Source organism: Kurthia populi (genome assembly GCF_042686175.1).
GTDB classification, from domain to species: domain Bacteria; phylum Bacillota; class Bacilli; order Bacillales_A; family Planococcaceae; genus Kurthia; species Kurthia populi.
The window spans coordinates 1-13,645 of sequence record NZ_JBHUOR010000143.1; the positions used below are offsets into that span (position 1 = coordinate 1).

The window sequence follows — 13,645 nt, forward strand, 5'->3', positions numbered from 1 at the left end:
TTGATCAACAATCGACCAAGAAAGTGCCTCAACTGGAATACCACACAGGATGCATTTGAATGTGAAGTGGTGCAGTTAATTTGACAATCTATCATATAAAAAAACACGCTCCAATTGGAACGTGTTTCATCGTTATTATTATAGTGCTGCTACTTGTTTTTGTGCTACAGGTACGCTCCAGTCCAATGTATCAAGGAATTCAACCGTATCTTGGAATACTTTTTCGCGCTCTTTTCCTAGTGTAATAATGTGACCTGAATTTTGGTACCAGATTAATTCTTTGTCATCTGTTTCAACGGTATCGTAAATAAATGGTGCACTTTGTTGGTATAAGTCATCATCTAATTTACCTTGTAATACAAGTGTTGGTGTATGAATATCTTCAATTTCATCACTTGTATGAGCAATCATTTTTTGTACTTCCGTTAAGGCATGACGATCCATCATTTCTAAATCATCTAATTCCATTTGAACTTGTGCTTCTGGTTTACCTTCTAAGCGTTTGTAAACTTCCGCATATTTATAAAGACGTTCAAATAGTCCTTCTTTTGAACGACGTTTGATAGGAGCACACATTGCGACAACACCCTTTACCGGGAATTCTGCTCCGACTTTCAATGTAAATACGCCACCAAGAGAAATTCCTGCTACAGCAATTTCATCATAGCCTAAGTCTTTAAGGTGCATGTAACCGCGTGTTACGTCTTCCCACCAATACTTAGCGCCATAGTTTAAAATTTCCTCTGGATCGACACCGTGACCACGATACATTGGTGCATGGCATGTATAGCCGCGTTTATTTAAAAATTGGCCAAGTTTTTTCACGTCTTTTGTACTTCCAGTAAAGCCATGTAATAATAGTACGGCGCGTTTGCCACCTTCTAATGTAAATGGTTGAGGTGCTAGTAGTTTCATGTAAAACGTCTCCTTTATATTAATCCATTTAATATGTCAATTGTTTATAGTTATAAATAAGTTTTTTTATGAATAAGTTGCACAAATTTTGTACACAACTTGAAGCTACATACACTCTAACACCTTTCTTCAATAATGTACACTATATAAACCTTAAATTACTTATGCGTTTTTGTAATGATTATGATACCTTCAAGCATAAGCAAAATCCCGTCATATCAAGGGTTCGTGAAGTTCTTCACAACCTTTCTCCGTTGTCTATATTTTCTGTAAATTCATCTATATCATTTTGAGATGAAACCCTTCTAATATGTTAATTCGGCGTTTTTTATCGCTAATTACGACGTATTTTCCTATTTACTACAAGACTTTTTGCGTTCTTATAGGAGGGAGTTTATGATTAGAGGAGGGGGCTTGTCGTATGCAAAAAGAAAAGAAACAACTATTATTCGCGATTGGTGGCATCGTTGCTACAGGTGCTATTACGACCATCGCTTTATCCAAGTCAGATAAATTATATGAAGCGCAATTTAAAAAACAAGCGGATGCAAACGTTCGTCATAATATCGATGAAATCCGCGCACGCTTAAACCAGCTTGAACAAGAATTTGATAATTAATCATTCATAGAAAAAGCCGAAATTGCAGGACGCAATTTCGGCTTTTTTCCTTATACATATAAATAAATGCACACATACATCGCAAAACTCCCAAATAATACGAGCACATGCCATACCGTATGACTAAATAGTAATTTTGTTTCCTTGAAGAAATATACACCACTCATGAAAAATGCCGCGCTCAGAAGAAGCCAAAACATCCCTGGCCAGCCGATATGATGGAAAATCGGAATAATCGCAAGCATCATCAACCATCCAAGTGCTACGTATAACTGGATAGAAATACGCTGAATCTTTTTATAATAAAATAATTTTAAGATAATCCCAGCTGTGCCTAACACACATACGATGCTAAAGATGACAATTCCTAGCGTTCCGCCAACTGCAATCAGCATCATCGGCGCATATGTTCCGATGATCAGCATATAGATGGCGGAGTGGTCAAGTTTACGATACAGTTCGCGCCATTTTGAATACGATGCATGAAAAATCGTTGATGTAGCAAATGATAGCATCATCGATAGCATAAAAATACTATAGCTAATCCATTCTATCTTTGTATTCGCTTGTTTTAATAAGAAATACGCCATCGGTAGCGTAATGATAAGTGCGACCGCGTGGGAATAAGCATTCCATAGTTTTTCAGCTACCTGCTGTTCACGGGTTTTCTTTTTGACTCGTTCTAAAAACGTCGTCACCACATCCTTTGTTATTGTTGAAACCGATTTTCTACTTTTAATTTTTTTGCACGTTGATTAATGTGCGCAGCAAACACCTCATATGCAGCGGTTTGCTGGTTTCGTGCATGACGATACAGTTGCGTCGCTAAAAGAGCATCTTCTTGCTGCTTTAATAACGCGCGCGTATAGCCCCACTCCTTATTTAAAAATGTATTACGTGCTTGTAAATATGTGATAAAATAACGCACTAGCTCCTGATTCGCTGGCTCTTCTATCGATGCATAATACGTCTCCATTTCCATAAGTTCTTTGCCTAACTGTTCATGAAATTCACGAATTGCCAAAACAAGTTCATTCGGTAGCTCATTTGTTTCCACTACCCGCGCCCTGCTTTCTTCATCTAGATAACGCGCATATAGCTCATTTTGCTTTGTAATGGAAAAATCCACATAGCTTCTCCATAACCTTCCTTCTAGTTGTTTAAACGATTCTTTTATATCATCTGTTTTTTTTAGTGGCAAAGATGATTGCATGGCAAAAAAAAGAACAACTGCAACGACAATCACTCCGATTACTATACCGACCATATGCCTCAACTCCACTACGATATCATACTCTTTAACACTCTTTCTTATTTTACCGTTGAATTCGCATTTCGACTACCTTTCGATGCATTAATTTTCGCAAATATGCCATTTATCAGTCAATTTATCGCTTTCAATACTATAACAGCTAAAACTGTTATACAATAGTATTATTATTCGTCTAGGGGGACTTACATATGAAAGTATCAACAACACGTTTAGAAAAAGAAGATGCCAAAATTATTTACCAAGAGACGGCTGGTTTAGCGATTATTACGATTCGTCGTCCACAAGCTAAAAATGCATTAACAGCAAATATGTGGCAGCAGCTTCGCAGTATTGCACTGCAAACGTTAGAAAATCCAAAAAATAAAGTATTAATTATTCGTGGCTATGGCGAAAGCTTTACTGCGGGTTCAGATATTAAAGAATTTAATGCGATTTCCCTTGAAAAAGCGGAAGCGGCATTTGTCGATATGGAACGTACGATTTCAACAATCGAGCGTTTACCAATCCCAACGATTGCCGTTATTAATGGCCCTGCCATGGGTGCTGGCTTAGAACTTGCACTTGCTTGCGACTTGCGCATTGGCTCTGATAAGGCGAAGCTTGGCATTCCTGTCGGTAAATTAGGCATTACATTAAATAATCAATTCGCACAGCGTCTCGTAAGTCTTGTTGGCCCAAGTATGGCAAAGGACCTTGTATATACAGGGCGTATGTTAAAAGCCGATGATGCTTACCGCGTTGGTATGCTGAACTATATTGCGAGTGATGATCAGTTGGATCGTTATGCGATTCGCATGGGGAAATTAGTGGCATCAATGTCACCAGCCTCACTACTTGCTGTTAAAACATCGGTACAAGAATGTATCGATTCTGTACCGAATTTATGGAATGGCTCGACACCATTTGTTGGTTCGGATTTTACCGAGGGCGTGCAAGCCTTCGTTGAAAAACGTCCTGCCCAGTTTAAACGTCGCATTTAATTACACCAAAAAGAAGAACACTTTCAAGGAGTATAAATCTTTGGAGGTGTTTTTTAGTGGGCAAAAACACGCGTATTTATACGAAACAAAATTAAAAGTCCTTAATTTGGAGTCGTAAAAAATAGCGTTGAAGGACATGATGATTAAAATTTACCAATAGATGCAGTGGTACGAAGACGGGGAAATATCATCTAAAGAGCGGTTAGATGAAGTGACAACGCATAAGTAGTAGCAGTTAAACAAAAAAGGCGTTATCATGAGCATGGCCAGTAAAGGTACGCTCGCTGATAACGCCAGTATAAAGTGTGAAACGTTCTATCGTAACTAGTTACAATAATAATACGCGCTTTTTGGCAAAGTGGAACGCCAGTTGACTACAAAAAAAGATGTGAAACAAGAATTTGACGGCGACTCCTAGGGGAATAGCATGAGCGGAAGACCCCGCAGTGAGCTTGCGAGCGAGGCGGCTTCCGCCATGCCCCAGGAAAGCGTCCGTCAAATTCTATTGAAGAATATTGGCCTTTTCTTTGTCTCACTTTTGAGGCTCAGTTCCGGGCGCAATGCCTTCTTTTCTTATGCTGTTCTTTTCAGCTAGATCAATTTTATTGTCTTAGCCGTTTATTTGTATCACACACTTGCGTGATTTAATCGTTATTGTTATCTAGACGCGCTTTTTTCGCATCAATTACTTGTTGTGGTGTTACATCGTCCCCGTTTGGGTCAATAACTTTTACATTCGTAATAATGCCATGCGCTTGTGCACGAAACTGTTCTAAATATTGTTTACGAAGGATGATTTGTTCAGCGCTTTCTGCGGCTGTTAACATGCCTTCTTTTTGTTTTTTTGCTAATTCATTAATACGTGGTAAGATTTGAATCATGTTGCCACCTCTTCCAATTAAACTAACATCTAACACACTTGAATTTTATCTGTAATTCAAGATACTTGATGTTGATATAAATATACCTCATAGGGGTTTAAAAGACAAGTATTTTGTTTCAACAAAAAAGAGGCTGGGACAAAACACGTCATGTTTCTTTTTTAGCGTTCGCAACGAAAAACCGAAACCACGCTACAGCGCGATTCCGGTTTTTCTTATGCTCATATGAACGGTTGTTTTTATACATATGTCAAAGCCTCTTTCACTTATTATGACAATGGCTTCACTAAATTAAACCACTGCTCACCACCATGTGTTGACGATGAAGCACCTTCATTCACATAGCCTTGTTTTTCATAATAACCAATTAAACGTGCTAAACATGTAAGCGATACACTTTCACGCGCTGCCTCACGCGCAACCGCTTCGATATGCGTCAGTAGCTGGGATCCATAACCTCTACTACGATACGCAGGGTCCACCGCAATACTTAACACACTTTGATGCCCACCTATTGGCTGATTGGCTTGTAATGTTTCAAATTGATCATCTGTTATGTAGCGCTTTGTCATGACATTGCCAACGACAAAGGCACGCACATCCCCCTGCTCCTCTACTACAAAAAAGGTATCGCTGATTTTTTCAATACGCTCCTTCATCGCTGCTTCTGTTGCAGCCTCCGCTTCAGAAAATCCCGCACGTTCGATGTCCATAATACGCGCTAAATCATCTATATTTGCTTTTCGAATCATTTGACGCTCCCCTTTCCTCTACAAATTCATTCCTCTACAAATTCAATGTCGACCACTTTCATCGCTAATGTTCCAAACTGTAAATCATATAGCTGACTAAAGCATTCAATTAATGTTTTTTGTGCTTCTTCAATCGCATTCGGTGTCGTCATTAGTTCCATTTGTGACGACATTTTCAAGACAACTTGTACTTCGAGCGCTGGTAGTGGTAATAATTTAAATTGCATCTTTTTCACCGTTAAGCGTTTCTTTTGCTCAATAACTTCCTTAAAGGCTTCCATCATATCCTTTGTTGAGATTTGTGTGAAGTCGTCGTGGAAATCTGGATGCACAATCGTTGTTTCCCCAATTTTTTCACGTTTCGGTGAAAAGATTTCTGCACCTCGACGCATTAAACGTTTAAAAAAGTTTTGTTCAATTTGTTGCATTGGTAATGGCATCGTATGCTGGCCTTCATTTTTACGCATAAAACGCGCCAGCTTGATTTCCGCTTCCGAATTAATATCTTCTATATAAATTCGCTGCTGAATCGTTAGGTGTAAGCGCTCAGCAATTTTTGATGTCATATTATCCGATGTGCCAATAATCATTAAAGATTCGATATGTTCCTCATCAATAGCCTCGCATAATTCATCGCGGTGGGCATCATCTGAAATAATCGCACGGCGTACAGCCTTTAGGGCACTTTTTTCAAATTTAGCCGACGTACCCGCACGTTTTTTGCCATTCATAATGAGCAGACCATCATCAATAATAGCATCAATACGATGACTATAAGCATACGCTAATGCGGCCGTACTTTTCCCCGTACCACTCGCACCGCTTAGTGAAATAATGTTCATGCCTGTCCTCCTAAAACGTAACGCTCAAGTGCATAAGCCACACCATTTTCAGCATTTGATTTTGTAATAAAGACCGCTAATTCCTTCACCTCAGACACCGCATTTCCCATTGCGACCGGCACGCCAGCATACGTTAGCATCGACACATCATTCAATTGATCCCCAACGGCCATGACAGCCTGCGCCGGAATATGTAATGATTGTGCTAAATGTTTTAAGGCATTGCCTTTATTCGCCGTTTTCGAATTCACTTCCATGTTTTGCAAAAACGAGCTTGTGACATTATAGCCTGCTGCAACACATGCATCCCAAGCTGCTTGACGCTCTGTACTTGATTTGAAAAATAAATTAAATTTATCAATCGGTTGCTGTAGCTTTTCCATAAAGGCATAAATATCCTCAACCGCTGTACGTGTTTCTAAAATAAATTCCGGAAACTCCGTCGCGCCATACGCCACAATATGATCGAGTACATGCTGATTCACAAACACTTTGCCATCATAATATACCTCAATCCGCATATCATATGGACGTAAAATCTCCATAATATGCATGGCGTCGTCGTAGCTTACTGTATCCTCGTATAGCTTAGTACCATCGCGAAGACACCATGCCGCAGAACCATTTCCGGTAATGACATACGGTACATCGCCTAGCTCCTCTAATTCCCATTTCAATTCTGCAAGTGTACGCCCTGTACAAATCGTAACCGCCGTTCCTTTTGCGATACAGGCTGAAATTTTTTCTTTTGTTTGTTGTGCAATTGTTAAATCAGGTAACAACGTTGTGCCATCCATATCAAGTGCGACTAATTGAACATCTTCCATGTAAATCCCTCTTTTCCTGTCTTTCATTCTATCAAAAAAATAACATCAAAAAACGACAATCACGTCTTTCTCTGATTGCCGTTTCTATTTACTAGGAATAGGCTCGATAAAGTACGGCCATACATAATGTCCAAAGTATAAAGAATACGATATGAATTTTCTTTGTCATGACAAGTAAGCCGATGTATTCACGCGTAAAGGCATTCGCTAAATAGTAGGTAGCTGTTTTAGAACCAACACCTTGCCCGGCTAATTTGAGCTTACGTGCGTATAAACTTGCGCGAAAAACATGGAAGTTATTCGTCACGAAAACAATACGATATGTGTCCTTTAAATCATCCATCATACGTTTTGAAAACAAGAAATTTTCATACGTTGTCGTGGATTTATTTTCAATAAGAACTTTCCCTTCGTCTAAATCCTCGTGATGCCCCAAAGCATAATCACGCATCGCTTCTGCTTCGGATACAAGCTCATCTGCCCCTTGTCCCCCCGACATAATAATCGTTGCCGAAGGATTTTTACGCCATTCTTCTACTGCTTGGTTAATACGACTTGCTAGTAGCGGCGGCACTTTTTTACCAATCAATCCTGAGCCCAATACAATAATAAAATCCGGCTTATATAAAATCGGACGATAATGATACAAAATGGCATACAACGTCGTACTCGTAAATAAATACAGCCCATATCCGACTAAGCCAGCGACATATAAAAAGACGATTTCATCGGTAGGCGTTAAATCACGAATAATAGAATTGTATAAAAACCAAATGACCATCCCGACAATAATAACGCCGATCGAGCTAAACAATAAATTGCGTGGGCGACGCTCTTCTTTTTCTAATAAAATTTTGCCATTGAAAAATGTTAAAAAGCTAATGACCAATAAAGATAGTGGAATAATTGCAAAGAGCAATACATAATAAAATTGCACGACAATCGGGGATTCACTTAAAATATCTGGCAGTACCCACACAAGGCCAATCAGTGAGCACCATCCAAAGACAATGCCAAACACATACACATTCACAAAACGGCGTGGTTCAAGCCAATAAACGATGATAAAAATTGCTAGTAAAATAGCTGTTGCCCACCACATTAATCATCCCCCCTTAATCAAATGCATGTTGTTGAATTTTTGCCGTCAATGTTTCAACGACAAACGCGCGGCATGACGGGGATAATTCACTGCGTCGCTCATGAATAATATCGCCGTATGGTATGTCGCCAACAACGCGTACCATGCCGTTAAAGCGTGCATTGCGCTCGCCATCAAAACCTGTAAATTCAATAAATAATGTCGTGCCATTCCATGCAAAATCAATAATCGTTACATCATGCATGTGGTTCCCTCCTAAAAAAGACAAAGTCCCAAGACTCTGCCTACTTTACTTGATGCTGTTTCTTTAGTTCTTCTTCAATTTCTTTTTCACGCGCTACTTGTTGCTTCGCACGCTTGTACTGCATCGATAATTGAAACAAGCTAAGCACGATAATCATAAAGAAAATCGGCTGACGCACATCTAGACCAATTGCTGAATGCCCACCTAGCAGCGGCATGATAACGATGGCTGCTAAAATAAGGACAATCACGCGCAGCTGCATCCAAAAGTTTTGCATAAGCGATACTTTCTTTGTTGGGTAAAATAATACGAGCAATAACACGATAACGACGATATAAAATGGTTTCGTCGGTAAGCTTTCCCAAATCGCCCACTCACTAAAGCTATCGCGTAATAAAATTGCCAGCACCAATATGTAAATAAAAAGCTCTTTTATGTACAACATAGTACACCTCCACTATAGAGCATATCAAAGACCGCTTTTGAATGCTACTTCTGACATTGCTCATTTAAAAAAGAGGATAGAAGCACAGGCTCTATCCTCGGAACGACCGTTATTTATTACTACTAGCGCTATCTTTTTTCGTTACATGATCAACTAAATAGCTATTCTCTAATGTAATTTCTTTATCTTCTGGTAATGCTAATTGCTTTTGTAATGTTTGACGAACACTTAAAACATTATCTTGGCGTAATTTATAATAATACACCCCTGTAGACATGTCATCATCACCTTCTAGAGATAAACTTTTAATGGACGGCGAGCCAGATTGCATATACACAAATAGAGACTTCATCGTATCAAAGGACATGTTTGTCGTCATATTATCGCCTAGCGCTGTAATTAAACTACTATATTTCGTTAATGATGATGTTGACATCGCTTTATCGGTAATCGCCTCTAAAATCATTTGCTGCCGCTTACCACGTTCAATATCACTATCTTGGTGACGCGTACGCGCAAGTGCTAAGGCTTCACGACCATCAACGACTTGTGTACCTTTTTTCAAGTTCACCGTACGTTTGTCATTTTCGTCTAGTTCATGTAAATCATACGGTACATCCACTTCAATACCATCTAGTGCATTAACGACATCAATAAAGGCATTAAAGTTTACTTCCACATAATAATCAACTGGCACATTTAATAGATTTTGCACGGTTTCAATCGTGCTATCAATGCCACCAAATGCATGGGCATGATTGATTTTTGTCGCATAATTAACGCTTGGGATAAAGGTATACGAATCACGTGGAATACTCACTAAATCAATTGTTTTATCCGCATTATTTAATGTTGCAAGCATTAAAGCATCTGAACGCGCATGATTCGAGCCTTGTGCACGCTCTGTGCTATCATCAATCCCAACAATTAAAATCGACAAATTATCCTCTAGCGGCTCTACTTCCTCTTCACGCAACGAAGATTTCACATCGCGGCCCGCATCGTATGACTCAGCGACAGCCTTTTCACCCTTTTCATATAAATAATAGGCATAGCCTCCTACTGTAAAGGCAGCGAAAATAAATATACCTACAAGTGTAAAAATAAGCCATCGTAGCACGCGGCGTTTTTTCTTCGGTTGTTTCTCAGGTTGTTTTTCTTCCATGCAGTCTTCTCCTTCTGGATGTAGTTAGTCCGTCCACCTATTCTAGCGTTATGACGCCGGCTATTCGATAAAAGTTTCCATTCGTCTACATATTGTATCTCTTATTTTATCGGAATTGGTATTTACTGTACAATAAATCTATGTGAATAGATGTGAAAACACAAAAAAACCGCGAAAATACGCGGTTTTTGAGTTCATTATTGTTTCACCGTACCTGTTTTTTCATCATAAAAGCGGAATAAATCTCCGTTAATGATTTTATCCGATAACGTTGTTTTGGCATTTGCGCGCTCAATAAGCTCATGATTTTCTGCCGTTTCCCCTAATGGCTCGCCTGTTTTACGGTCATAGAACAATTCCTGTGTATACACGACATCATTCGTGACGAAACGGCCATCACGGAACGCAATTAAATCATCATGCTTCTTCGCTAATAAATCCGTTCCGATTTGAATGTCGTTTGACGTATCTACACCTAATAAATGCAATACTGTTGGACGAATATCTACTTGCCCACCTACTTCATGCACTTTTTTATCAGCTTTTGCTTTAATGTCAGTATTTGGCACATGAATAATAAATGGTACTTCTTGTAGCATGACCGTATCATACGGTGTAATTTCTTCTTTATTTAAAAATTTCGCCATCGCTTTATTATGATTTTCAGAAATACCATAGTGGTCACCGTACATCACAACAACTGTATTGTCATACAGCCCGGCATTTTTCAGCTTTTTAAATAATACTTTCACCGCTTCATCTGTATAACGGACTGTTTGGAAATAACGGTCCACTGTTTTATCGCCTGAATCATAAGCATCAATATATTGATCCTTCTTATCCGATGTAAACGGGAAGTGATTTGTGAGCGTCAGCATACGTGTCGCAAATGGTTGTTTCATGTCTTTCATAATCTCTACTGACTGTTTCATAAATGGAATATCTTTCAAGCCCCAGTTGACCGAATTCTTTTCATTGACATCATATGACTCAATATCATAAAACGTGTCGATATTCATTGCCTGATACATTAAATCACGATTCCAAAACGATTTATTATTAGCATGCAGTACACTTGTCGCATAGCCATTATCGCCTAGCTTTTCAGACATTGAATTTAGTGAGTTGCTCGCATTCGTAAAGAATACTGCCCCCCCACCAATGCCATACAATGAATTTTCCATCACAAATTCACTATCGGATGTTTTACCTAGCCCTGTTTGATGATAGAAGTTATCAAAATACAAGGTGTCATCGCTTTTAATTAACTTATTCAAAAATGGTGTAATTGTTTGACCATTCATTTTTTCATTAATAACAAAATTTTGTGTAGACTCTAGTGAAATAAAGATGACGTTTTTTCCTTTGGCAATACCATAGAAATCCTTATCCGGCTTTACTTCATTTGATTTAGCATCGTTAACAATCGTCGTCAACTCGCCACCATCAGCAAATGCTTTTTGTGCGTGTGTTTTTGATTGCACGTAAATATCATATAAATGATAATTATATGTTCCAATGTTTTTCACTAATAATTCACGGTCAAAGCTACGTGTTAGTAACTGAGGTCGTTCTTTTTCAGCTAAGCCTAAATTTAAAAATAATAAGGCAAAGCTAAGCGCAAAATACGTGTTGCGACGGTTGCTTGCCATGCGGTTAAATTCTTTTGCTGCTGGTAAAAATAATACAGCTAAAATAATGAGCACTAAATCGACAAAATAAAAAACATCTGCCCACCCAACAAGTCCTGCAACCGAGCTACCTAAATCACCAAAATTATTCGTTTGGAACAACACAGGCAGCGTAATAAAATCATTGTAAAAACGATAAAATACGACATTACCGTATAAAACAATCGATAAAATAACTTTTACGGTAATGATATACGCATTTCGACCTTTTGCGCTTTTAAAAAATAGTGAAATACCATACACACAAAGAAGCGCGGCAAGTGGGTTAATGAATAAAATAAACGCCTGCATGCCATTTTCAATGTCTAAATCAAAGGCCGTACGATACGTATAATACGTTTGTAACCAAGTCGCAAGCACTGCAATGAGTAACAATGTATGCCGCGGCCATTTAGTATGTTTCATGTGTTTGAATTCCTGCTTTCTTCAATTTCAAAAGTTTTTCCCTTCTATCTTATCAGAAAAAACGATCACTCGCGCTTTTAACATCACATTTTTTTAACAAATCCTTTACAAGCTGTGTCAATTTAAAGACAGCTTGCACCTATACACTTTTGCGATGACGCATGTCTATTTGCCATTTTTCCGATGTCTCTTCCTTCTAATTAAGACGTCATTATTTTTATTAAGTTCGGTCATTGATTATTGTTTTTAACAAGCGATTAACACCGCCGAAAAATTTCGTAGCAGCATACTACGCATCGCACGAAACATCTGGACAAATGCTTTGTTTTAATTTTTTCGTTAGCAATGATTTTCACCTAGCCAAGCGCAACTAATTTAGATGAAATCACGCATTTCCCTAAGGAGCGGCTTTTGACTACGACTTACTTAAAAATATGTGTCAGATGCGCAAATGATTACGCTATTATTTATCAATAAGCAGGAAACGTAGTAAAAGCATGTCATTTATTAAAAAAACATAACCGTAAACAGGGGCTTAATATCACAAAAAAGGCTAAAAAAGAGCCTTTAGGGATGCTCTAAGGGGTGTTTTCAACACAATAATCCCCTAAAAAAAGACCTAGTGGCATAAAAAGCGTGTCATTTATTCACAGGCATGAAGTTGGCGATAATAACGGCTTTTCCGAACCTAAAACAAGCCATTTCAGGACAAAAATAGCCCGATTTTATCCTTTTCCAGCAAACTTTTGTTAAAAAACAACTTGTCAATGCGCAAAAAAATAGGCGCTAGCATACTATTTTTTTATCATCTCGATGATTTTAAGCAAATTCATAGCATATTACTAATTCATTAGCCCCGTGGCTGTCACTTATCGAAAAATATGTCGTATCCAAAACACGCTCCATGAGGTAATGAGCAATTTTTACTTAGCCAGGCTAAAAAATAGGCTTTGCTCATAACGATAATCGCTCATCATAATATATTGATTTAAATAGGTAAAAATTCCATTCTCTTTAACCGATATAAAATGCAGAATGATTAAAGGAGGAATTGGATGCATTTATTTAAAATGAAACATACAGACGGCATACATATTATTGATGACGTGAAAAAGCATAAAAATAATTTACAACTTCAAACGATTACAGGTGAGGAATTATTTATTATCGCGGTGACTGATGAAAATTATACGGTCTATGATGATCGCTTCGCTGGCGCATCAAAGCAATTAAATTCAATTGAAGCATTTGATATTAATGGTAGCTTTCGTAGCTTAGATTTTGATAATATGCGTGATTTATTCACAAAAGCATTTGATCATTTACTTGAACATATCGCGGCATTAATTACGAATGAAGAACTTATAAATTTAGATGTTTTAAAAGAAAAAATTGCTACGGAAGTTCCTGGCATTCACTTTAAAATCATCTCAAATGATAAACCCGTATTATTTTAAAAAATCCTTATAATAATAAAAAAACCGTTCAAGAGTCAAAATCTTGA

General features: G+C 38.1%; 15 protein-coding genes. 3 read left to right on the top strand and 12 right to left on the bottom strand.

Annotated elements, in window-relative coordinates:
* Window positions 1-138: 138 nt before the first annotated feature.
* A complete protein-coding gene (locus ACFSY7_RS19655; protein ID WP_126990150.1) occupies window positions 139-915 on the bottom strand; it encodes an alpha/beta hydrolase in 777 nt (258 codons plus the stop codon).
* A 421-nt stretch (window positions 916-1,336) separates the two neighbouring features.
* Between ACFSY7_RS19655 and ACFSY7_RS19660 the strand changes: the two genes are divergently transcribed.
* Entirely contained in the window at window positions 1,337-1,534 is a 198-nt protein-coding gene (locus ACFSY7_RS19660; RefSeq protein WP_380149333.1) for a hypothetical protein, read from the top strand.
* A 50-nt stretch (window positions 1,535-1,584) separates the two neighbouring features.
* Here the strand turns inward: ACFSY7_RS19660 and trhA are convergent, their stop codons facing one another.
* Window positions 1,585-2,232, bottom strand: a complete 648-nt coding sequence (gene trhA / locus ACFSY7_RS19665; RefSeq protein WP_158620977.1) for a PAQR family membrane homeostasis protein TrhA — start codon at window positions 2,230-2,232, stop codon at window positions 1,585-1,587.
* Window positions 2,233-2,243: 11 nt separating this feature from the next.
* The gene (locus tag ACFSY7_RS19670; protein ID WP_380149334.1) at window positions 2,244-2,801 is read right to left on the bottom strand and encodes a hypothetical protein; all 558 of its coding nucleotides are present in this window, start codon (window positions 2,799-2,801) and stop codon (window positions 2,244-2,246) included.
* A 194-nt stretch (window positions 2,802-2,995) separates the two neighbouring features.
* Here ACFSY7_RS19670 and ACFSY7_RS19675 point away from each other — a divergent pair, with 194 nt between their 5' ends.
* Complete coding sequence (locus ACFSY7_RS19675) at window positions 2,996-3,787, top strand: enoyl-CoA hydratase/isomerase family protein (RefSeq protein WP_380149335.1); 792 nt, start codon at window positions 2,996-2,998, stop codon at window positions 3,785-3,787.
* A gap of 644 nt (window positions 3,788-4,431) precedes the next feature.
* Here the strand turns inward: ACFSY7_RS19675 and ACFSY7_RS19680 are convergent.
* The 9 genes from ACFSY7_RS19680 to ACFSY7_RS19720 all read right to left on the bottom strand — a co-directional run bounded on the left by ACFSY7_RS19680 (window position 4,432) and on the right by ACFSY7_RS19720 (window position 12,141).
* Entirely contained in the window at window positions 4,432-4,668 is a 237-nt protein-coding gene (locus tag ACFSY7_RS19680) for a DUF896 domain-containing protein (protein WP_126990155.1), read from the bottom strand.
* A 269-nt stretch (window positions 4,669-4,937) separates the two neighbouring features.
* Window positions 4,938-5,420, bottom strand: a complete 483-nt coding sequence (locus ACFSY7_RS19685) for a GNAT family N-acetyltransferase (protein WP_380149336.1) — start codon at window positions 5,418-5,420, stop codon at window positions 4,938-4,940.
* 26 nt (window positions 5,421-5,446) lie between these two features.
* Window positions 5,447-6,262, bottom strand: coding sequence for a hypothetical protein (locus tag ACFSY7_RS19690; RefSeq protein WP_380149337.1), 816 nt, complete (start codon window positions 6,260-6,262; stop codon window positions 5,447-5,449).
* The gene (locus tag ACFSY7_RS19695) at window positions 6,259-7,089 is read right to left on the bottom strand and encodes a Cof-type HAD-IIB family hydrolase (RefSeq protein WP_139992217.1); all 831 of its coding nucleotides are present in this window, start codon (window positions 7,087-7,089) and stop codon (window positions 6,259-6,261) included. Before ACFSY7_RS19695 ends, ACFSY7_RS19690 begins: the two co-directional genes overlap by 4 nt.
* 91 nt (window positions 7,090-7,180) lie before the next feature.
* On the bottom strand, window positions 7,181-8,191 hold the full coding sequence (locus tag ACFSY7_RS19700) for a YdcF family protein (protein ID WP_380149338.1): 1,011 nt from the start codon (window positions 8,189-8,191) through the stop codon (window positions 7,181-7,183).
* Between the two features lie 13 nt (window positions 8,192-8,204).
* Window positions 8,205-8,435 (bottom strand): hypothetical protein, encoded by a 231-nt coding sequence (locus ACFSY7_RS19705; RefSeq protein ID WP_126990160.1) that lies wholly within the window; start codon window positions 8,433-8,435, stop codon window positions 8,205-8,207.
* A gap of 40 nt (window positions 8,436-8,475) precedes the next feature.
* On the bottom strand, window positions 8,476-8,880 hold the full coding sequence (locus tag ACFSY7_RS19710; RefSeq protein ID WP_380149340.1) for a hypothetical protein: 405 nt from the start codon (window positions 8,878-8,880) through the stop codon (window positions 8,476-8,478).
* A gap of 109 nt (window positions 8,881-8,989) precedes the next feature.
* Complete coding sequence (locus ACFSY7_RS19715) at window positions 8,990-10,045, bottom strand: LCP family protein (RefSeq protein WP_126990162.1); 1,056 nt, start codon at window positions 10,043-10,045, stop codon at window positions 8,990-8,992.
* 197 nt (window positions 10,046-10,242) lie between these two features.
* Entirely contained in the window at window positions 10,243-12,141 is a 1,899-nt protein-coding gene (locus ACFSY7_RS19720; protein ID WP_380149341.1) for an LTA synthase family protein, read from the bottom strand.
* Between the two features lie 1,055 nt (window positions 12,142-13,196).
* Between ACFSY7_RS19720 and ACFSY7_RS19725 the strand changes: the two genes are divergently transcribed.
* Window positions 13,197-13,598 (top strand): hypothetical protein, encoded by a 402-nt coding sequence (locus tag ACFSY7_RS19725; RefSeq protein WP_126990164.1) that lies wholly within the window; start codon window positions 13,197-13,199, stop codon window positions 13,596-13,598.
* Window positions 13,599-13,645 lie beyond the last annotated feature (47 nt).

Excerpts from the sequence above, each read along its gene's own strand:
- ACFSY7_RS19655 (WP_126990150.1), bottom strand. The coding sequence starts at position 915 with ATGAAACTACTAGCACCTCAACCATTTACATTAGAAGGTGGCAAACGC.
- ACFSY7_RS19660 (WP_380149333.1), top strand. The coding sequence starts at position 1,337 with ATGCAAAAAGAAAAGAAACAACTATTATTCGCGATTGGTGGCATCGTT.
- ACFSY7_RS19670 (WP_380149334.1), bottom strand. The coding sequence starts at position 2,801 with ATGGTCGGTATAGTAATCGGAGTGATTGTCGTTGCAGTTGTTCTTTTT.
- ACFSY7_RS19675 (WP_380149335.1), top strand. The coding sequence starts at position 2,996 with ATGAAAGTATCAACAACACGTTTAGAAAAAGAAGATGCCAAAATTATT.
- ACFSY7_RS19680 (WP_126990155.1), bottom strand. The coding sequence starts at position 4,668 with ATGATTCAAATCTTACCACGTATTAATGAATTAGCAAAAAAACAAAAA.
- ACFSY7_RS19685 (WP_380149336.1), bottom strand. The coding sequence starts at position 5,420 with ATGATTCGAAAAGCAAATATAGATGATTTAGCGCGTATTATGGACATC.
- ACFSY7_RS19690 (WP_380149337.1), bottom strand. The coding sequence starts at position 6,262 with ATGAACATTATTTCACTAAGCGGTGCGAGTGGTACGGGGAAAAGTACG.
- ACFSY7_RS19695 (WP_139992217.1), bottom strand. The coding sequence starts at position 7,089 with ATGGAAGATGTTCAATTAGTCGCACTTGATATGGATGGCACAACGTTG.
- ACFSY7_RS19700 (WP_380149338.1), bottom strand. The coding sequence starts at position 8,191 with ATGTGGTGGGCAACAGCTATTTTACTAGCAATTTTTATCATCGTTTAT.
- ACFSY7_RS19705 (WP_126990160.1), bottom strand. The coding sequence starts at position 8,435 with ATGCATGATGTAACGATTATTGATTTTGCATGGAATGGCACGACATTA.
- ACFSY7_RS19710 (WP_380149340.1), bottom strand. The coding sequence starts at position 8,880 with ATGTTGTACATAAAAGAGCTTTTTATTTACATATTGGTGCTGGCAATT.
- ACFSY7_RS19715 (WP_126990162.1), bottom strand. The coding sequence starts at position 10,045 with ATGGAAGAAAAACAACCTGAGAAACAACCGAAGAAAAAACGCCGCGTG.
- ACFSY7_RS19720 (WP_380149341.1), bottom strand. The coding sequence starts at position 12,141 with ATGAAACATACTAAATGGCCGCGGCATACATTGTTACTCATTGCAGTG.
- ACFSY7_RS19725 (WP_126990164.1), top strand. The coding sequence starts at position 13,197 with ATGCATTTATTTAAAATGAAACATACAGACGGCATACATATTATTGAT.